This is a genomic window from Pseudomonas sp. GW821-FHT09D08, from assembly GCF_059416305.1.
This window is the reverse complement of sequence record NZ_JBWKOX010000008.1, coordinates 202,597-222,962: the sequence shown is the minus strand read 5'-3', so window position 1 is coordinate 222,962 and position 20,366 is coordinate 202,597. Positions and strand designations below refer to the sequence as shown.

Here is a 20,366-nt window from a genome sequence, read left to right as displayed (position 1 = left end):
ACAGGTGTAGATATGTCTATTAAAACGCTGATTGCAAAGATGGGCCTGGTCGCTTCGCTGCTGGCCGCAGGCGCCGGCGCACATGCGCAGGACATCAAGGTGGCCCTGGGCACCGACGGCTTCGTGCACATGCCGCTGTTCGTCGCGGTGGATGGCGGCTATTTCAAGAAGCAGGGTATGAATGTTGAATTGATCAAGTTCAAGGGCGGCGGCGCCGCGACATCGGGCCTGGCCAGTCGAACCGTGGAGTTCTGTTCGTGCGCGATCCAGAATTCGATCAATGCGAAATTGAAGGGCGCCGACCTGACCTTGCTGGGGCGACTGGTAGGGCAGTACGCGAGCAACGTGGTCATCAGCCAGAAGAAAGCCGACCAGCTCGGCCTGACCGCACAAACGCCCATCGAAGAGCGTTTGAAGGCGATGAAGGGCTTGAAGATTGCCGTCAGCGGTGCGGGTGGCAGCGCCGATTTCCTGGTGCGTTTCCTCGGTGAAAAGGGTGGCCTTTCGGCAGAGAAAGATTTCACCCTGCTTTACCTCAACAGCGCCAGTGCCATCCTGACCGCGTTTTCCCAAGGACGGATCGATGGCTTTGCCCTGTCCTCGCCCACCTCGGACAGCGCGATTATCGAGCACAAAGGGTTCACGCTGTTGGACATGGCCTACGGGCAGGTCAAGGAACTTGATGGCTACCCTTCGATTGCCTTGAGCGCGCGCAAACAGTGGGCTGATGAAAACCCGCACACCGTCAAGCAGTTCCTCGACGGCCTCGCGCAAGCGACCAAACTGATCAACGAAGACCCTGAGCAAGCGATGAAATTCGTGCGTGCCCGTTTTGAAGGCACGCCGGACAATGTCTACGCCGCAGCGTGGAAGTCCAACCAGCACTCGTTCCCGCAAACGCCTTATCTGAGCGAAGAAGACGTAGCCCGCGCCATCGCGTTTCTCGGCAAGATCCAGGGCCAATCGATTCCTGGCAAGGCCAGCGACTACATGACCTCAGTACGCTGATACCCCTCTCAACACTGATGCACGTACCGATCCCACCGAGCTCAACCGAGTTCGGTGTGGCTGAGTACGGCCCGGAACTGCTCATGAATAATAAGAAAACAGCTGCATCCTGGGGCGTGATCGTCGCCGCCGGGCCATGGTTTGCCAGTGCACAGGCCGCGGATTTCCTGGGTGATGCCAACGTCGACCTGGAGCTGCGCAACTTCTACATGAACCGCGATTTTCGCGATGGCCGCGGCCAATCAAAGCGCGATGAATGGGCCCAGGGCTTCATTCTTCGCGCACAGTCGGGCTACACCCCCGGACTCGTTGGCTTTGGCTTGGACGCTATCGCCATGGTCGGCCTGAAACTCGACTCCAGCCCGGACCGTACCGGCACTGGCTTGATGCCGGTTCACGATGACGGCAGGGCACCCGATGAGTATTCCAAAGCCGGGCTGACCGCAAAAATGCGCGTGTCCAAAACCGAGCTGAAGGTGGGCACCCTGATACCCAAGCTGCCCACCTTGCAATCGAACTTCGGCCGCTTACTGCCGCAGACCTTCCGCGGCGGCATGCTTGAGTCCCGAGAGTGGGGTGGCTTGGAGCTGATAGGCGGGCACCTTGACCAAGTCACTGATCGCGATGTCACCGGCGCGCAAGGGTTGGCCATCAATAATAAGAACCGGCGATTCAGCGGCCAGTTGGATGGAGGTGCCTTTGAGTTGGCAGGCGCTGCCTATCGTTGGAAGACGGTGCAGCTGACTTACCAGGTCGGTCGTCTGGAGGATGTCTACCAACAGCATTACCTGGGGTTCAGCAGCGCCAACGACGTCGGCGAGGGCAAGTTCAAGTCAGACCTGCGGCTGTTCATCAGTGATGATCAAGGACAGGCACGCGCCGGGCAGATCGACAATCGCGCATTCAGTGGGATGGCGACCTACGAATGGCGTGGCAACGCATTCAGCCTGGGTTACCAGGCGATGAGCGGGGATTCGGCGTTTCCCTACGTCGAGGGCACCGACCCGTATCTGGTCAACTTCGTGCAGGTGGGCGATTTTGCCGAGAAGGGTGAGCGCTCCTGGCAACTGCGTTATGCCCGTGACTTGGCGTCATGGGGGCTGCCTGGGCTGACCTTCATGACCCGCTATATCAAAGGCACTGATGCACAGGTGTTGACTACCGATTCAGGCCGCGAGTGCGAGCTGGATATCGAATTGCAGTATCGGGTACAGAGCGGACCGCTCAAGGCCCTGGACATACGGCTGCGCAACGCCGCGTATCACTCGGACTTCTCCCGCAATGCCAACGACACGCGGGTGATCCTCAGCTATCCCATTTCCTTCCTCTGACTGGTAACCCTCATGGATGCTTTGGTAAGCCTGAAAACAGATGACGGCCTTGCTGTCATCGCCATCAACAACCCGCCTGTGAACGCCTTGTCCCAGGGTGTCCGGCAACAGCTCTCGGCGTGTCTCGCGCTGGCCGGGTCCGACCCTACGGTGCAGGCCATTGTCATCACCTGCCAGGGCAAGACGTTTGTGGCCGGCGCCGATCTCAAGGAATTCGACCAGCCCCTGATGGAGCCCCATCTGCCGGACGTTCTGAGTGCCATCGAAAACAGCCAGAAACCGGTGATCGCGGCCTTGCATGGTTCGGTGCTCGGTGGCGGCCTTGAGTTGGCGCTGGCGTGTCATTTGCGTATTGCTGATGAGCATACGGTGTTGGGCTTGCCGGAGGTCAGCCTGGGTTTGATACCTGGCGCGGGAGGCACGCAGCGGCTGGTTCGCCTGTGCGGGCCGCTGGTTGCCGTGGATGTCGTGATTGGCGGGCAGCGCCTGACGGCGATGCAGGCTCAGGCCGTCGGGATGGTCGACCACTGTATGGCCGACGACCTGCAGGGCGCAGCCATCGAACACGCCAGGCGTTTTATCCATACCCATCCATTTTGGGGACGCACGCGGGATCGGTTGATGCCCACCCATAACGCCGCTGAATTTGAGGCGAAAGTGACTGCGGTGATGAAGAAACTGGCGGGACAACAAGCACCCCGGGCCGCCCTCAAGGCCATCAACGCGGCGCTGACCGAGTCGTTTGACGCCGGCATGGCGTTGGAGCGCGCGCTGTTTGTCGAACGGCGGCAATCGGCCCAGGCCAAGGCCTTGCGGCACCTGTTTTTCGCCGAGCGCGCGCTGGCGAGTCGCACGCGCAAGCTGGCCGCCAACGGCCATGCACGTGCGATTCAAAAGGTCGCGGTGATCGGTTCAGGCACGATGGGCAGTGGGATTGCTATCTGTGTGGCCAATGCCGGTGTTGCTGTGAGCCTGATCGATGTACAGGACGCCGCGCTGCAACGCGGCGTAAAACACATTGATGACTATTACCACGACGCGTTGCTCAAGGGCCGTATGGATGAGCACACCTGTCAGGAACGCCGGGCATTGATCTTGCCATCGACGTCAATGGACGCTGTGGCGGACGCCGACCTGGTCATCGAAGCCGTTTTCGAAGACATGGAGGTCAAGCGCGAGGTGTTTCGCCAGCTGGATACGCTGTGTAAGCCGGACGCCATTCTGGCGACCAACACCTCGTATCTGGATGTCGAGGCCATCGCCGATTGCACACGTCGCCCACAGCAGGTGGTGGGCCTGCATTTCTTCAGCCCTGCGCCGGTCATGAAACTCCTGGAGGTGGTACGCACCACCCAGACCGACCGATCGGTGCTGGCTGCGGTACTTGCCTTGGCCCAGCAACTGGGCAAAGTGGCGGTCACCGTGGGGGTGTGCGACGGCTTTGTAGGTAATCGGCTCTTGGCGGCGCGGGAGCGCGAAGCCATGTTCCTGCTGGAGGAGGGCGCGTCTCCCGAGGCCGTCGACCGGGTGATGCGTGCATTTGGCTTTCCCATTGGCCCTTTTGAATTGCGCGACATGGCTGGCGTGGACGTCGCCTGGCGTAACCGTCAGGGGCGTTTGTCGCAGTTGAGCGAGCGTGAGAAACGCTGCGATTGGGTCGATAAGTTGTATGCCGCAGGTCGGCTCGGGCAAAAGGCTGGCCTCGGGTTCTATCGCTACGCGCCGGGCAGCCGCCAGGCCTTGCCGGACCCTTGGCTGGCCGAGTTGTTGGCGGATCATCGACAACACTGGAGCATCACACCTCGCAGCATCACCGATCAGGAAATCGAAGAGCGCTGTTTGTTTGCGATGATCAACGAGGCCGCCTGGTTGATCGAGCACGATATCGTGGCGCACCCTGCTGATATCGATCTGGTGTGGATTCATGGCTATGGCTTCCCGCGTTACAAAGGCGGGTTGACCTACTATGCCGACCAGGTAGGGCTAGGCACTGTGGCAAAGGCCCTCAAGCGCTACAACCGCGAGGGTAAGGAACTCTCGACGTTCATGGCTCGCCAGAAAACCTTCCACACGTACTGACAGAAAGCCCCGGCGGCTGACCGCGCGCGCCGGGGCCTTGTCAGGTCAGGCTTCTTTCACCACATACCGCAGGATCAAGGTCAACACCGTGGCAAGACACAGCATCGCCGCCATCGCAATGAGCCCGGCGTTGAATGAGTGTGTGACGTCCTTGAGCCAGCCGACAGCATACGGCCCCACCAACCCGCCAAGACTGCCCACGGCATTGATGAACGCAATGCCGCCGGCCGCAGCCTGTTTACTCAGGAACGTCGCCGGAATGCTGTAGAAGCAGGTGCGCACCGAACTCAAGCCGATCAAGGCAACCGTGAGGCCAATCAGCGCTGGAATGAGCTCACTGTAGACCACCGAAAAGATAAAACCGGCCGCCCCCGTGGCGCAGGTAATCGCCAAGTGCAGGACATAACGTCGCTTGCGTGCGAGCACCTTCGCCCACAGCAGCATGGCGAGACTGGCAATCAGATAGGGGATCGCCGATACCCAGCCAATTTGGGTGGTGGTCAGTGCATGGGTTTTGAGGATCTGTGGCAGCCAGACACCGATGCCGAGAATGCCGATGATATAGCTGAACAGAATGGCGGCGAGCAGCCACACCCGGACGTCCTTGATCGACTCGCGAAAGCTGTGGGAGCCCTTTGATTCATGCTCGGCGTCCAGGGCCGATTGCAGTGCCTGGCGCTCGTCCATGGTCAGCCATTTCGCGTCGGCGGGTTTGTCGGACAGCAGTTTCAGGCACATCACGCCCAGAACGCAGGCTGGTAAGCCTTGCAGCACCAGCAACCACTGCCAGCCGCGGTAGCCCCAGATGCCATCCATCGCCAGCATGGCGGCAGAAAGCGGCCCTCCCAGAACGGACGACACCGGTATGGCGAACAGAAACCAGGCCATGACCCGCGTCCGGTATTGGATGGGAAACCACAGCGACAGGAAGAAAATGACCCCCGGGAAAAAACCCGCTTCTGCAATGCCGGCCAGCAGGCGGATGACCGAATAACTGACAGGCCCTTGAGCCAACGCTGTGGAGGCGGAGAACAGCCCCCACGTGATCATGATCCTCGCCAGCCATCGGCGCGCGCCGAAGCGGTAGAGCGCGAGGTTGCTGGGCACCTCGAACAGGCAATATCCGACATAGAAAATGCCCGCCGCAAGCCCGAACTGCGAGGCCGTAAGACCCAGGTCGTCGTTCATGGTCAGTGAGGCGAATCCGACGTTGGTTCTGTCCAGGTAATTGAAGAAATACGCAATGGCGAGCAAGGGAATCAACCGGATCGCGGCTTTGCGACAGGCGCTGGATTCCAGCGCCTCTTGGGGCGTAACTTGAGAGGCTGTAAGTGTATTCATGGGGCTCCATTATTGTTGTAATCAGGAGCCTGGAAGCATATGGGCGGCGTTCTTGCGCGCGCCAACACCTTTAAACCATAGGAGTCCATAACCGCAGGGCATGGGACTTCGAGTGCGTGTAATACAAGTTCCCGGCCATGCCCGACGAGCATCGAAAACCATGAGATATCAGTATTGGTTATTTTCTTCCAAGTGCATAAACCTGAGGGTTCACCCCCATCAGTTTGGCGTGCCAAACAATAATAAAAGGCTCATCCAATGCACTACACTCGCGTCATGCAATCCTTAATCGTCGCTGGCCTCGTTGCCTATAGCCTGCCGGGAAATGCCGATGATTCGGTACGCACACTGGTTGCCGAGAAGGGCAACGTACATATCGAGGCGCTGGATCAGGGCAAGGGCCATGTGATCGTGATCCTGCCCTCCAAGGGGCGCGGCGCAAATGACTACGACGAGGTTGCACGCTACCTGGCCGCTGACGGCTACCGCGTGATCCGCCCTGAGCCGCGCGGAGTCAAGGGCAGCCAGGCGCCGATGGATACCCCGACGCTGCACGACTTCGCCGCCGACGTGGCACTGGTGATGGACAAGGCGAAAACCGGGCCGTCGGTAGTGGTCGGGCATGCCTGGGGCAGCCAGCCCGCGCGCGTGCTGGCGGTGGACCGCCCGGACTTGGTCAACGGCATCGTGCTGGCGGCCGCATCGATTGGAAAGTTGCCCGCAGGCTCATCCGAAAAACCCTATGGCCGCATGGTCGAGGCGATCAAAGGCGCGGGCAATTATTCGCTGCCTGAAGCCAAGCGTATCGACTATCTCAAAGAGGCGTTTTTCGCACCCGGAAATGACCCGCGTGCCTGGTTGACCGGCTGGTATGACAAGACCCACCAGGCCCAGGACCATGCGCGAGACAGCACGCCCGTGGAGCTGTATTGGTCAGCCGGCAACACCGTACCGATTCTTGACCTGCAAGGGCAGCATGACGCCGTGGTGATCCCGAATATTCTCGAATCGATGCTTGGCGATCGGGTCGAACACAAGACCATCGCCAACGCCGGGCATGCCATGGCGCCCGAACAGCCGCGTGAAATGGCGGATGCCATCGCCGAATTTGCGCAGCGCGTCTATGAGGCCAAATGACCGAGTGATGAGAGCAAGCACTGAAGGTTAATCTGAGAGGGGGGAGTGCCCCCTCCCAGCTGTGAAGCGCTTAGCGGTTACTTCTATTTCGCGTACTGCGCCTTGGCGAACGTGGCGATGGCATCTGCCATTGCTTTGGGTTGTTCTGGAGCCATGGCGTGTCCGGCATTTTTCAGTACCACCACCTGGACCCGGTCACCGAGCATGCTTTTCAGCACACCTGAGAAGCGTTTGGGGGCGACGGTGTCCGCATCACCTTGCAGGTCGAGAATCGGCGCAGTGCCGGCGGCGAAGTAGTCGTCCACCGGCGTGATATTGCGCGCATGGCCTTCGGCATCGTGGGTCGCCTGGTGCCAGCCGCCCAGCCAGACCTTGGGGTCGTTGCCGGGGGCAAAGAATGCCTTGCGCAGATAGACAAGGCGTTGTTCTTCGGACAGCGACATATCGCCGGCGCCGTCGATAGCCTGGCGCATCTCTGCGTTGATGGGTTTTTCAGTGGACCCTGGCGGAACCTTGCCAGCAGACGCAGCGGCCATGACGACGCCACGGACCAGGTCGGGACGATCCGCCGCGAGCATGCGCGCCGCGAAGTTGCCCCAGGCGTGACCGACAACCACGACAGAGCCTTTGTTTTCATGCTCGACCACCGCCGCAACGTCGCGGGCAAAATCGTGCACGGTCAGGTTTTCCATCGGCCCGGTGCTTTGCCCTATGCCACGGGGCTCCGGCCTGACCACGCGAAAGCCATCGGCCTGAAGATAATCGGCGACCTGGTCATAATCGCGACCCGAGCGACCCAGCGAGGGCAACATCACAATCACCGGTCCGGTACCTTGGGCATTGACCTCGATTTGCACATTGTCATAACGAACCAGTTCTTGCTTGAGCGGGGCACCGGCGGCCATGGCGATGGCAGACGCCAGGCCAAAGGTGGCTCCGAGCAGAAAACGCGAGACTGTTTTCATTATTTGTACTCCTGGGCAATCGCGTTTTTCGCCGGCTCAAGGCCGCTCTCTTCAAGCAGACGGCGTGCCGCTGGGCTGTTGAGAAAGGCAATGAATTCGCGCGCAGGCACCGCATTGGGGGTTTGGTGTGCAACGGTGGCGCAGAACCGGCTGACTTTCTGCACGGCTTCGGGCAGTGGGCCCAGGTAGTCGACACCGGGGGTTACCTTCAACTCGCTGATTTGCTGCATGCCGATATCCGCATCGCCCCTGGCCAGGGCTGTGCCTACCAGTTCCTTGCCGGCGATTTCGACGGTCTTGTTTTTCACTTGATCGCTGATACCCAAGCGCTGGAACAGCTCGGTGCGGATGTACACGCCGCTTGCACCCTGGGAATAAGCAATTTTGTCAGCGTTGAGCAGGGCTGCTTTCAACGCCGCGACGCTTGAGACATCCGGCTTCGGTTTGCCGTGAGGCACCCCCACACCGATGCGTGAATCGGCGATTTCGCGGCGCGTCGTCATGTCGAAGGCGCCGGTGGCTGAGAGCAGCTCCAGGGTTTCGTCGGCCATGATCGCGAGGTCCATCGGCTCCTTATGCCGGATGCGCTCTGGAATGGATTCAGGCGAGGTTCCCATCGAAGGTCCCCAACTGAAACTCAGGGTATTGCCGCTGGCTTTTTCATACGCCGGTTGAAGGTGTTCCATGGCACCCCGGAGTGCGCCACTGGCAATCACCTTCAGTTCAGCCGCTTCGCCCAACTGAGAGAACCCGAGCAGGCTGACCAAACCAGTGGTCACTAACATCGGGGCAGATCTTGTTTTTTTCATGGTGCTACCTTCTCGATTAGACGCTCGTTTCAAGCGCCGCGGGTGTTGACGAACAACGAATACAGCGCGGTGGTCGAGGCCATCAGCAAGCGATTGCCGCGTGGCCCGCCGAAGCACAAATTGGCGCAGCGCTCTGGCAAATCGATATGCCCGATGGCGGTGCCATCGGGGGCGAAGATGCGGACGCCATCCATGCCTGGCTCTGGTGCGCCCCAGCCGCACCAGAGATTGCCGTCCACGTCCACGCGTAAACCATCGGGCAACCCGCTGCCGGCATCGATCAGCTCGCGCCGCTGGCTGAGGTGACCCTGAATGTCGACGCTGTAGGCCACGATTCGTCGCGGACGCGCTCTGGACTCGACCAGGTAAAGGGTTTTTTCATCCGGGGAAAAGGCGAGGCCGTTCGGGCCTTCGAGGTCTTCTGCCACACGGTGCAGCGTGCCATCCGCATCGAGGCGATACAGGTTGGCCGGCAGTTCTGGAGTGCCTTGACGGCCCATATAGTCACTGATCAGGCCGAAAGGCGGGTCGGTGAACCAGATGCTGTCGTCCGATCTCACCACAATGTCATTCGGCGAATTCAGCGGCTTTCCCGCGAAGCTGTCGGCCAGCACGGTGAGGCTGCCGTCATACTCGGTACGGGTGACACGCCGGCCACCGTGCTCGCACACCAGCAAGCGGCCCTGACGGTCACGGGTCATGCCGTTTGCCTGATTAGCGGGTTGGCGAAATACACCCAGTACCCCTGTGGCCTCGTCCCAACGCATGATCCGGTCGTTGGGCAAATCGGTGAACAGCAGAAAGCGCCCGTCGGCAAACCACGCCGGGCCTTCCGCCCAGCGCAAGCCGCCACCGAGCCGTTCGACCTTGGCATGCGCCAGGCGGTAGTGGGCAAAGCGCGGGTCCAGCTCGCGCACCCGGGTATCGGGCACGCGCAAACTGGGCGACCATGTGATTTCGTCCATCGTTTGAGTTCCTGAATAGGCGAGGTGTCAGGTGTAAAGCCGAGCCGGGTTTTCGATCAGAACCGCTTGCCGCAAGGCTGCGCTGTCGCAGACCTGGACGATGAAGTCGAGCAGTTGCGCATCCTCCGGGATCGGTCCCTTGATGTTCGGATGCGGCCAGTCCGAGCCCCAGATAGCGCGTTGCGGCGCACATTCGAGCAGCGTGCGCACTTGATCCAGCACTTGCGGCCATGGGCCGGGCCTGCCTTGCATGGCGCGATCGATACCGGACAGTTTTATCCAGCGATTTGCATGGCTGAGCTCCGCGCGCAATTCGCCGATCAGCATCGGATCAACCGGCCCGGTCAGGTCGGGGCGTGCCATATGGTCAATGACCAAAGGGGTCTTCAGATCGCGCCAGGCCTGCAGAAATGGCAGCACGACCGGCAACTCCCCATGCACCAGCACATGCCAGCCGAAGGGCATGACGCGTTCAGCCAGTGCGCGCAGTTTTTGCGGGTCGCGTGCACCTGGCAGGTGGCCCATCAAGTTGAAGCGGATACCGCGCAGGCCTCCGTCGTGCAGCGCCTGTAACTGCGCGTCGGTGGTGGTTTCGTCGATGATGCCGACTCCGCGGTAACGTCCTTCGCTGATGGCAATCGCCTGCAGTATGGCTGCGTGGTCAGTACCGTAGGGCGCGGCCTGCACCAGCACACCATGACTGATATTCAGACGCCGATGCATGCCCAGCAACTCGGTGAAGGGCGCGGGCTCGGGTGTATAGGTAGCATTGGCGGGCAGCGGAAATTGGGCCCAAGGGCCGTAAATATGCGTGTGGCAATCCCACACACCTGTAGGGCTGAATGAAGTCGACATGCTTGCTCCTCGCGGCTGGCTCAGTCGCAGCGCGCCGTCATGCCGCCATCGACGATAATTTCAGTGCCGGTGACGAAGCGCGACTCATCGCTGGCCAGGTACAGCGCCGCGTAAGCCGTGTCGCGGCCGTCGCCCATGAACCCGAGGGGAATGCGTGCCAGGCGTGTATCGAGCAATTTGCTCACATCACCACCGGTGCGTTGGCCGGCGAGGCGTACCTCTACCATCGGCGTGTGCAACTGCCCGGGTACCACGGTGTTCACGCGGATGCCTTTGGGCGCGTACTCCACGGCGGTTACGCGCGAGAGCTGGATCACCCCGGCTTTGCTCGCGGCGTACGCCACTTGGGCCGAACCTGTCCATCGAATACCGGAGGTCGAGGCGGTGTTGATGATCGAGCCGCTGCCTTGGGCTTCCATCAGCGGCAGTACGTGCTTGCAGGTCAGGTAGACGCTGCTGAGGTTCAGGGCAATCTGGGCGTCGAACTTTTCTTCAGCCAAGGCAACGGCGCCACCCGCCGCCGAACCGCCGACGTTGTTCACCAGAATATCGACGGTGCCATAGGTCTCTTTGCAGGCGGCAACCATGGCCGCGACGGCCTGGGTATTGGTGACGTCGCAGGCATAAGGCGTGACTTCACCACCCGCATCGCGGATGCGCTCCAGAGTTTCCTCCATGGCCCCCAGATCACGATCGACCGCGAACACTTTGGCACCGGCCATGGCGAATATCACCGCGACCGCGCGTCCGTTGCCCCAGCCGCTGCCGACGCAACCCGCACCGGTGACGATAGCGACCTTGCCTTGGAGACGATCGCTTTTTGGAAGAGTATCGGTCATGCACATATCCTCAGTTCAATGTAGTCGGCAGTTCGGCAGTGCAGCCCGCAGGGGCAGGCACTTCGAACACTTTGATGGTCATGGAAATCAGGCTGTAGTAACCCGCGATGCCGACCAGGTCGACGGCCGCATCTGTGCCCAACAGCTCGGTGAATTCGGCGTACAGGCCGTCGCTGATTGCACGCTGGGCATGCAGTTCGCGAATGAAGCGGTAGACCAGCGCTTCATCGGCGTTTTCGAACGCCGGCGCCAGGTCATCCCGAATGGCATCGATGATGTGCGGAGCCAAGCCAGCCTCCAGTGCGAACGGCTTGTGTGCGGCCCATTCGTATTCGGCGAGCCAGTGGCGCCCCATCATCAGGATGGCCAGCTCCGACAGGCGCGGGTCTAGGCAGGTGTCATAGCGGCAGTAACGGCCCAGCGCTTGGGCACACTCCGCCAGTTCCGGCCGATGCAGCCAGATGGCCAGAGGGCCTCGCACACCTTTGCGCGGGCCGTTGGCGATGCGCTCGTAAACTGGGCGCTGCGCATCGCTGAGGTTGTTCGGGTCAATAGGGGGCAGACGATTCATGGAGCTTTCCTGTCAGGGACGCGGTGACTGAATGTGGGGTTTGTGCGCAGGCTCGATGGGCAACTCGGCCGACTGGGTTTCCACCGGCGGGCGCAGTAGGCTGCGGCTCGGTTTACGGCCGGTTTCGCGCTCGAAATCTTCAGGGTTGAAGGCACCCTCCCAGCGTGCAATGGCGAACACCGCGATGGTGTTGCCGACGATATTGGTCAGGGCGGTGGCGGTGGCCATGATGCGGTCGATGCCAAACAGAAGCCCCAGGCCACTCAGGGGCAGCGTTTGTACCGACTGTAAGGTGGCGGCCAGCTTGATGAAGGCCCCCCCCGCAACGGTGGTGCCGCCCTTGGAGGTGATACTCAGGATTGCCAGCAACCCAAGTTGCTGCACCAGGGAGAACGGCGTGTCGGTGGCTTGGGCGATGAACCCGATGGCAATGGCCATGTAGATCGCGGTGCCGTCGAGATTGAAGCTGTAGCCGGCTGGAAGGACGAAGCCGACCACCACTTCATCGCAACCGCTGCGCTGCAGTTTTTCGATCAGGCGTGGAAACACCACTTCACCGGACGCCGTGCCGAACACCAGCAGGATTTCATCGCGAATCAGGCGCAGCACACTGCCGAACGGCAAGCCGATGGACCAACTGATCGAGCCCAGAATGCCGAACACGAAGATCAACGACGCTGCGTAGTAACCCGCGATCAACTTCAGGAGGTAGAGGAGGGTGTCGCCACCGTAGCTGCCGATGGCCGCGGCCATGGCGCCGAACGCACCTAGGGGGGCCAGTTTCATGATGAAGCTGAGCATTTTGAAGAGGATGCTTTGCGCTTCACCAATGGCTTTTACGGCGACCGAATCCGGGCCGCAAACGCGGTTGATCGCGATACCCGCCAGTACCGAGATAATCAACACTTGAATGATGTCGCCCTTGGCGAATGCATCGACCAATGTGTGGGGGATCAGACCCAGCAGGTAGTTGATCATGGACACACTACCGGCCGCAGAGGTTGCCTTGATCGCTTCACTGGATTCGGTCAGGCCGGTGGCATGCAGGCCTACGCCCGGCTCCACCACGTTGACCAGGATGAAACCGATCAGCATCGCGACCGTGCTGACCACTTCAAAGTAGATCAGCGATTTGACACCGAGCCGGCCGAGTTTGCGCATGTCCTGAACGTGGGTAAGACCATGGACCAGGGTCACGAAGACGATGGGCGCAAGCATCATTTTCAGCAGGGCAATGAACGCTTGTCCGAGGGGTTTCATGGCCACCGCCCATTGGGGGGCGGCGAAACCGAGTATGACGGCAGCAACAAGCGCTATCAGCACCTGCACGTGGAGCTTCTTTAACTGATTCATGGCATTTCCTGACCCGATAGTGGGCATCATTGTTCTTGTGGTAACGCGCCGCTTGCTGTGCAAGCTGGGCCTTCAGCTATCTGTGTTGAGCATAGAAAAAACTAACCCTAGGCACAAAAACCTTATTTTGATACAAAGCTATGCCATTACGGCATGGTGGCTAAGATGGACATTCGAGAACTTCGCTCCTTTGTAAAAGTGGCCCAGTGCGGCGCCTTCAGTCGCGCAGCGAAAGAGCTTTTCATCGCTCAGCCGGCGCTGAGTCGGCAGATCGCCAAGCTGGAAGAGCAGTTGCAGGTGGCACTGTTCATTCGTCATGGCCGGGGAGTGGAGCTGACTGCCGCTGGGGCGCGCCTGCTGGAACGAGCGGATGTCATGCTGCGTTACATGGAGGAAACCGCCGACCATGTCCGCAACAGTGCGATCGAAGAGCGCGGCCATCTGGCAATTGGGTTGCCGCCCGCGATCGGCACCATCGTCGGGCCGCAGTTGATTCGTCGTTTTCACGAGCGCTGGCCGAAGGCCTCATTGCATGCATTGGAAGGCTTGAGCACTTCGTTGCAGGAGTGGCTACTGGATGGCCGGATCCAGGTCGCGGTGGTGTACAACCAACCGTTGCTTGAGGCTTTCGATGTCAGGCCCATTTTCAGTGAACGAATGGTGCTGGTCGGGCCACCGGGGGAGGCGCCGAAATCGGTGCGCATCATGGGCCTGGCAGATTTTCCGTTGATCCTCCCAGGGTTGCCCCACAGCAATCGGCGTCTGATTGAACAGGTGGCGGCACAAAATGGCTTTCACTTGAATGTCATATTCGATGTAGACAGCGTCAGCCTGACCAAGCGCCTAGTGGCCGAAGGTATGGGCTATTCGATTCTTGCTCATGCCGCGGTCCAGGAAGACATCGCCAAGGGCATTTTGGTGGGCCATGCGATTGAAAGACCGGGCATTCGCTCTACGGTTTCGTTGACGACACTCAAAGACCGCAGGAATAGTCGTTTGGCATTGAGTTGGGAAAAAATTGTGCTGGAAACCTTGGAGGAACTTGTGACGGTTGGCGCGTGGAAGGAGGCTACTCTTTGGCTTGGTCGCGAGGGCGCATGAGAAAAAATCCAGGATGAGGTGCTGACTCAACATAGGTCCCCATGCCAGGTCGGCATGGATACGTATGATCTAAAGGTCTTGGTCAAGGGGAACAGGGCTGGCATATGCTCGGCCGTGTCGAACGCTCAGAGCGTCGAGTGCTTACCGTAAAGCGGCAATACGATTGATCCCACTATTAGCCATCGCCTGTTTCGTCAACTCTCTGGATCGCACCGACATCGGTTTTGCCGCGCTGACGATGAGTCAGGATTTGGGCTTAAGTGGGCTTTGCCGCAGGTATGTTCTACATCGGTGCCTGTACGAAATACCCAGCAACCTGGCTTTTTGACCTGCGTGACTACTCCACGATGGCAGGGGAAGTTATCGCGTTTGATCCGACCTGTCTTTAACGATCTATCCTCCTAACGAAAATAAAAAGTGAGTGATCTATGCGCTTAAGTCTGAAGACTAAAGTCCTTTCCATCGCGGTGTTACCCGTTTTGCTGTTTGCACTGGTGATCAGTCTGACGACAGTTCTGATGCTCCAGCAGCAGGCGAAAAAAGAGGTCGAAGAGACTCGGCAACGCCTTCTTGGAGACGCCAGGTTGGCATTGAAGAGTTACGTCGAAGTCGCTCTTACCACGATCAAACCGCTGTACGACGCTGCCCCCTCGGGTGACCAGGCCGCTCGCGCCGAGGTGGTCAAACTGCTGTCAAACATCACTTATGGCAAGGATGGTTACTTCTTCGGTTTCGACTCAGAGACCATTCGCCTGTTCAAAGGCAACAACCCGGACGGTGTGGGCAAAAGCTTCAAGGACAACCACGACGCCAACGGTGTGTACGTCAACCGCGAACTGGTGAGAGCGGCCAAAGACGATAGTCATTATGTGGCGTACGACGCTGCACAGCCAGGCAGTGATGTGAGGGTACCGAAGTTGGGCTACAGCGAGTACCTGCCTAAATGGGACATGATCATTGGCTCGTCGATCAATATCGACGGTATCAATGCTCAGGTGGCAGTGGTTGACGCCGAGGTACACGAGCGCATGCAGGACGTGCTGCTGAGCATTCTGGGGTTCGCGGTCTTGCTGCTGGTGGTGATTGCAGCTGTGGGCATGCTGATGGCCAATAACATGCTGCGGCCATTGAACCTGATGAAAGCCAATCTGGATGACATTGCGGCGGGCGAGGGCGATCTGACCCGCCGTCTGGTGATCACCAGCCAGGATGAACTGGGCGAGCTGGCTGGTTCGTTCAATCGCTTTGTCGACAAGATCCATGGCCTGGTTCGTCAGATCAACGAAATGACCACACAACTGACCGGACTGGTGGCTCAGGTGTCCGAGCAGGCTCAGCGCTCGGATCAGGCCATGGAGCGTCAGCGCCATGAGACCGATCAAGTGGCCACCGCTATCAATGAGATGTCCTCGGCGGCACAGGAAGTGGCTCGCAGTGCCCAGAGCGCTGCGTTGGCTGCCCAGCAGACCGACGAAGAGGGGCAGATCGCCAAGCGGGTGGTAGACGGCAGCATCCGGCAGATTCATGCCCTGGTCAGTGATATCCGTAGCAGCGGTACCTCACTGGACAGTTTGCAGGAGGATGTTTCATCAATTGTCAGCGTACTGGATGTGATCCGCTCAATCGCCGAGCAGACCAACCTGCTGGCGCTCAACGCGGCCATCGAAGCCGCCCGGGCCGGTGAGGCTGGACGTGGTTTTGCGGTGGTGGCCGACGAGGTTCGGGCGCTGGCTAGTCGAACCCAGCAGAGCACCCAGGAAATCCAGGGGATGATTGACCGCTTGCAGCAGGGGACGCGTAAGGCGGTGGAAGCCATGCGCCGCTCCAGCGATGCCGGTGACGGTACGTCGGCTCAGGCCAATCAGGCCGGTGTCTCTTTGGACACCATGGCGCAACTGATTGGCACCATCAATTCGATGAACGCACAGATTGCCAGCGCCGCGGAAGAACAAACGGCCGTGGCTGAGGAGATCAACCGCAGTGTGCAGCAAATCGCGGTGGCGGTAGACAGCGTGGCCGATGAGACTCAACTGGGCGCTCAGACTTCTCGCAGCCTGGCGAGCCTCGGACAGCGGTTGGGCCTGCTGGTGGGGCAGTTCCGGATTTGATGCAGCCATTCGAAAAAGGCCAATCAGCTTCTGAGGTCATGATCAGCGATTGCGGTTGCACGGTTGCCGTGGAAAGCCTGGTCAGGTAGCTGGAACGTCGTTCGTGGATGCGCTGGCGGGCCTCAGGAGCGCCTTGATAGAAAACCATCAAGCGCTAGAGGAACCAGATGATAGCTTGATAGGGAATGAGTGCGGGGGATTGAGGAGCACTTCCCTGCGCCCTATATTTTCTAGCGGTGATGTGATCCCTCGTCCAGGCAAACGCCTGGAATCACCCTGCTTGCGGAGAATAAAAAGATGCCCGAACCAAGCGCGACCTTTGCCCGTGCCTCCCGGCCTGCACCCGTGACTATCGCCGGACCGGCCTCGAGGCTGCCCATGCAATGGAAATTTGCCCAGCATTGACCTTGGCTGGCGCCTTTTCTGGGTGGGTGGCGCTATGGGGTCAAGGGTTGGCTTAACCGGTCGGACACCTCGGCCAGCTTTTCTTTTACCTGTGAGCTGGGGCCACCGCCTTATGCCGTGACGGACGCCGATGGCCTGGAGATCAGTCACCGCTGGGACGAGGCGTTGCTCGAAGCCGGACTCTTTATTGACCGCTGATGTTTTTGATGATGCACCCATACCTACAATAAAAAGGAGTTTTAAACATGCATATCAAATCTCGTGTGTTGGCTTTTTCGATGTTGTTGTTGGTGAGTTCCACTGTGTTGGCTGAACTTAGGATCGGTGTCAGTATGCCGACGTTTGATGATACTTACCTTACCGCCTTGCGAAACTATTTAAGCCATCGGGCAGAAAAAGAAGGTGTTGATCTTCAGTTTGAAGATGCACGCAATGACGTGGTCAAACAGTTAAACCAGGTTCAGAGCTACATTAGCCAGAAAGTCGATGCGATCATCGTCAACCCGGTGGATACCGGTGCAACCGATGCTATTACTGAATCGGCCGTCAAAGCAGGAATTCCGCTGGTTTACCTTAACCGGAGACCCGATAAGCCTCAGTTGCCTGGCGGTGTAGCAGCTGTGACTTCTGATGATAAGGAGTCCGGGAGAATGCAAGCGCAATTCTTGGCTGAGAAGCTGGAGGGCAAAGGTCGAGTGGCCATTTTGTTGGGGGACTTGGCCAATAATGCGACGCACAGTCGTACGACGGGTTTCAAGGAGGTTCTGGCCAAGTATCCGAATATCAATATAGTTGAGGAACAGAGTGGTTCTTGGCTCCGTGAAAAAGGTATGGACATCACAAATAACTGGTTGTTGGCCGGTAAAAAAATTGACGCGATTCTATCCAATAACGATGAAATGGCGATTGGCGCGGCTATGGCACTACGTCAATCAGGGGTAAAGGAAGTTCTTGTTGGAGGGGTTGATGGTACTTCCGACGGGTTGGCCGCGATTCAACGAGGCCTTATGACGGTATCCGTATTCCAGGATGCTAGAGGTCAATCAGAAGGTGCTCTGGAGGCTGCCATAAAAATGATTGATAAGAAAATGGTTGAACAGAGTTTGTTTATTCCTTATCGCCTCATCACACCCGAAAACGTTGCGGAGTTCCAACGGTTGACGAATAACTAAAATTGTCCATCTGCCGGATAGGGTTTCGAACGTCTTGGAGTGCAAGTTTTCGGCATCGCGCAGGATGTTCAGCGTGAGCTCCTGCGTGTTGCCGATGTACTTGTGGCTTGCCAGCGGCACACTGTCTATGAGTAATGTAAACGCCAGCTTCGCGCTACAACACTGTCAGGCCTAACCCTGATAGCAGCATCGCCGCCTGGCTTTTGGAGATAATCGCACCCTTGAACATCTTCGCATCGACAAGGCGCAGTCCATGCAGACTCGCCTCCCGCAAATCAGCCTGGTCGAAACGAGCATTATTGACCCGGGCCAGCGACAAACTTCCCCCCTCGAGAAAGACGGCATGACGAAAGTCGCAGTAACTCAGGTCGGCGTCGGCGAAGTCGAGGCCACGCAACTGCGATTTGTAGAATGAAAGGCCGGACAGGCAGGCGCTGCGCAGCACGCAGTCGGAAAAACTCAAACCCAGGGTAGAGGTGTCAATGAAATTGGCGCCCGTCAGCTTGCAGCCGTCAAAGGAGGCGTGAGCCAGCTTGCTGTGCTGCCACTGGGTATTGTTCAGGTCGGAGCTGACGAACTTGGCATCGACCAATGTTGCCGAGCGAAAAATCGCGTGTGCTGCTCGGCAATTCAGCCACTCGGTGCTATCGAGCTTCGCCGCGGTCAGATTGCTGCCTGCGAAGAGGCAGCGCTCGAAGTGTGCGCCTTGCAGATTGACCCGCGACAGATCCTGTCCGCTGAAGTCGACGCCGGTGAACCAGAGGGGCGAGGACTGCCCCTGGATCAACTCCGCTAGAGAAGCTGCATCAAGTTCGCCGGGACCGATCTTCAGATAATTGCTTTCAGAGTGCATTGACCCTCCTGGGGGGCGATAAGTGGCTGGGCTCAATCATTGCGATTTTCGGCACCATCAGCACGCCATCCACCGCCCAGACTTTTGAACAAGTTGGTCAGTGCAATCTGCCGTTCGGTGCTGACCTGAATCAGCGTGGATTGATCGCTGAAGGCACTGCGCTGGGCATCCAGGTAGCGCAGATGGGTATCCATTCCTCCTTCATAGCGGGCCTTGGCCAGTTTCAGCGCCTCTTGGCTGGAATCGGCCAGTGCCTGGCGGGCGACTTCCTCGCGGCGCAGCGTGTCGGTGGCGGCGAGGCTGTCGGCGACCTCGCGGAAAGCGTTCTGGATAGTGCCTTCGTAGTTGGCCACTGCCGAATCCTTGCGCACCTTGGCCAGGTCCAGACCGGCGCGGTTACGCCCGCCGGCGAAGATCGGCAGTGACAGGCTCGGGGCAAAGGTCCAGGCATTCGAGCCGCCGTCGAACAGGCCGGACAACTCCTTGCTGGAACTACCAAACGAGCCGGTCAGTGACAGGCGCGGGAAGAACGCCGCCCTGGCGGCACCGATATCGGCATTGCGCGCCCTGAGTTGGTGTTCGCTGGCGAGGATATCCGGGCGCCGTTCGATCAGCGTCGACGAGGTGCCGGGTTCAATGTCCTGCACCACCAACAGCTCATCCTGCGGTCTGGCGGGCAGGTAACTTGCTGCATCCTGGGTCCCGATCAACAGTTGCAGGGCATGCCCGGCCTGGCGCAGCTCTCGATCGGTGCTCTCCAGTTCGGCCCGGGCCTGTTCGGTCAGCCCCAGGGCCTCTTGATAATCCAGTGCAGTGGCGGTACCGGCCTTGCGTCGCTGGGTCACCAGTTCCAGCGAGGCCATGCGCGTCTCCAGGGTCTGTCGGGTAAGTGCCAGGCGCCGTTGTGCGCCGTCACGGGTCAAGTAGGCCTGGGCGACTTCGGCCACCAGGGCGATCTGTGTGCCGCGGGTTGCTTCTGCGGTCGCCAGGTACTGTTCCAGCGCCGCGTCGGACAGGTTGCGTACTCGACCGAACAGATCGAGCTCGAACTCGCTCAGCCCAAGGCCGACCTGATAAGTGCTGTTGACCTGCGGGTTGCCTGTGGTGGAAAGGTCACCGGGCAGGCGCTGGCGATTGCCGCTGGCGATCGCGTTGAGCGACGGTACTCGGTCGGCGCGCTGGATCCGGTACTGGGCGCGCGCCGCGTCGATGTCCAGCAGCGCCTGGCGCAGGCTGCGATTGTTATCCAGGGCGGCCGTCACGGCCCGGCGCAGCTGTGGGTCGACGATAAAGGCTTGCCAGTTCAGGGCGTCGGCATCGACGGCGGCGGTGCCGGGTGTTTGCGCCGCGGCGTCGCTCCATCGCACCGCAACCGGTGATTCGGGCCGTTGGTAATCAGGGGCCAGCGAGCAGCCCCCCAGCACGACACTCAGTGTCGCTACGGTGGACCAGCGGAAGTTATTCGACGGCATTG

General features: G+C 59.5%; 17 protein-coding genes. 7 read left to right on the top strand and 10 right to left on the bottom strand.

Annotated elements, in window-relative coordinates; genetic code table 11:
* Nucleotides 1-12 precede the first annotated feature (12 nt).
* From AC07OP_RS16725 to AC07OP_RS16715, 3 genes are all read left to right on the top strand, one after another.
* On the top strand, nt 13-1,008 hold the full coding sequence (locus AC07OP_RS16725) for an ABC transporter substrate-binding protein (RefSeq protein WP_495101830.1): 996 nt from the start codon (nt 13-15) through the stop codon (nt 1,006-1,008).
* 83 nt (nt 1,009-1,091) lie between these two features.
* Nucleotides 1,092-2,339: an OprD family porin gene (locus AC07OP_RS16720; protein ID WP_495101831.1), complete on the top strand. Its 1,248-nt coding sequence runs from the start codon at nt 1,092-1,094 to the stop codon at nt 2,337-2,339.
* A 12-nt stretch (nt 2,340-2,351) separates the two neighbouring features.
* Nucleotides 2,352-4,418 (top strand): 3-hydroxyacyl-CoA dehydrogenase NAD-binding domain-containing protein, encoded by a 2,067-nt coding sequence (locus tag AC07OP_RS16715; RefSeq protein WP_495101832.1) that lies wholly within the window; start codon nt 2,352-2,354, stop codon nt 4,416-4,418.
* 45 nt (nt 4,419-4,463) lie between these two features.
* Here AC07OP_RS16715 and AC07OP_RS16710 read toward each other — a convergent pair whose 3' ends face one another.
* Nucleotides 4,464-5,672 (bottom strand): MFS transporter, encoded by a 1,209-nt coding sequence (locus AC07OP_RS16710; protein WP_495101833.1) that lies wholly within the window; start codon nt 5,670-5,672, stop codon nt 4,464-4,466.
* A 345-nt stretch (nt 5,673-6,017) separates the two neighbouring features.
* Between AC07OP_RS16710 and AC07OP_RS16705 the strand changes: the two genes are divergently transcribed.
* Nucleotides 6,018-6,896, top strand: coding sequence for an alpha/beta fold hydrolase (locus AC07OP_RS16705; protein WP_495101834.1), 879 nt, complete (start codon nt 6,018-6,020; stop codon nt 6,894-6,896).
* Between the two features lie 83 nt (nt 6,897-6,979).
* Here AC07OP_RS16705 and AC07OP_RS16700 read toward each other — a convergent pair whose 3' ends face one another.
* Genes AC07OP_RS16700 through AC07OP_RS16670 form a run of 7 tightly spaced genes read right to left on the bottom strand, consistent with a single transcriptional unit; the run spans nt 6,980 to nt 13,253 of the window.
* Nucleotides 6,980-7,861, bottom strand: coding sequence for an alpha/beta fold hydrolase (locus AC07OP_RS16700; RefSeq protein WP_495101835.1), 882 nt, complete (start codon nt 7,859-7,861; stop codon nt 6,980-6,982).
* Nucleotides 7,861-8,646, bottom strand: a complete 786-nt coding sequence (locus AC07OP_RS16695; protein WP_495101836.1) for a molybdate ABC transporter substrate-binding protein — start codon at nt 8,644-8,646, stop codon at nt 7,861-7,863. Before AC07OP_RS16695 ends, AC07OP_RS16700 begins: the two co-directional genes overlap by 1 nt.
* Nucleotides 8,647-8,699: 53 nt before the next feature.
* The gene (locus AC07OP_RS16690; protein ID WP_495101837.1) at nt 8,700-9,635 is read right to left on the bottom strand and encodes an SMP-30/gluconolactonase/LRE family protein; all 936 of its coding nucleotides are present in this window, start codon (nt 9,633-9,635) and stop codon (nt 8,700-8,702) included.
* Between the two features lie 27 nt (nt 9,636-9,662).
* The gene (locus AC07OP_RS16685; protein WP_495101838.1) at nt 9,663-10,490 is read right to left on the bottom strand and encodes an amidohydrolase family protein; all 828 of its coding nucleotides are present in this window, start codon (nt 10,488-10,490) and stop codon (nt 9,663-9,665) included.
* A 20-nt stretch (nt 10,491-10,510) separates the two neighbouring features.
* Nucleotides 10,511-11,329: an SDR family NAD(P)-dependent oxidoreductase gene (locus AC07OP_RS16680; protein ID WP_495101839.1), complete on the bottom strand. Its 819-nt coding sequence runs from the start codon at nt 11,327-11,329 to the stop codon at nt 10,511-10,513.
* Between the two features lie 10 nt (nt 11,330-11,339).
* The gene (locus tag AC07OP_RS16675) at nt 11,340-11,900 is read right to left on the bottom strand and encodes a carboxymuconolactone decarboxylase family protein (RefSeq protein ID WP_495101840.1); all 561 of its coding nucleotides are present in this window, start codon (nt 11,898-11,900) and stop codon (nt 11,340-11,342) included.
* Nucleotides 11,901-11,912: 12 nt separating this feature from the next.
* A complete protein-coding gene (locus tag AC07OP_RS16670) occupies nt 11,913-13,253 on the bottom strand; it encodes a cation:dicarboxylate symporter family transporter (RefSeq protein ID WP_495101841.1) in 1,341 nt (446 codons plus the stop codon).
* A gap of 165 nt (nt 13,254-13,418) precedes the next feature.
* Here AC07OP_RS16670 and AC07OP_RS16665 point away from each other — a divergent pair, with 165 nt between their 5' ends.
* From AC07OP_RS16665 to AC07OP_RS16655, 3 genes are all read left to right on the top strand, one after another.
* A complete protein-coding gene (locus AC07OP_RS16665; protein WP_495101842.1) occupies nt 13,419-14,354 on the top strand; it encodes a LysR family transcriptional regulator in 936 nt (311 codons plus the stop codon).
* A gap of 428 nt (nt 14,355-14,782) precedes the next feature.
* The gene (ctpM, locus tag AC07OP_RS16660) at nt 14,783-16,462 is read left to right on the top strand and encodes a methyl-accepting chemotaxis protein CtpM (protein ID WP_495101843.1); all 1,680 of its coding nucleotides are present in this window, start codon (nt 14,783-14,785) and stop codon (nt 16,460-16,462) included.
* 650 nt (nt 16,463-17,112) lie between these two features.
* Nucleotides 17,113-18,039 (top strand): sugar ABC transporter substrate-binding protein, encoded by a 927-nt coding sequence (locus AC07OP_RS16655; protein ID WP_495101844.1) that lies wholly within the window; start codon nt 17,113-17,115, stop codon nt 18,037-18,039.
* 154 nt (nt 18,040-18,193) lie between these two features.
* On the opposite strand, the gene AC07OP_RS16650 is transcribed toward AC07OP_RS16655, so the two are convergent.
* The gene (locus AC07OP_RS16650) at nt 18,194-18,892 is read right to left on the bottom strand and encodes a pentapeptide repeat-containing protein (RefSeq protein WP_495101845.1); all 699 of its coding nucleotides are present in this window, start codon (nt 18,890-18,892) and stop codon (nt 18,194-18,196) included.
* 32 nt (nt 18,893-18,924) lie between these two features.
* Nucleotides 18,925-20,364, bottom strand: coding sequence for an efflux transporter outer membrane subunit (locus AC07OP_RS16645; RefSeq protein ID WP_495101846.1), 1,440 nt, complete (start codon nt 20,362-20,364; stop codon nt 18,925-18,927).
* Nucleotides 20,365-20,366 lie beyond the last annotated feature (2 nt).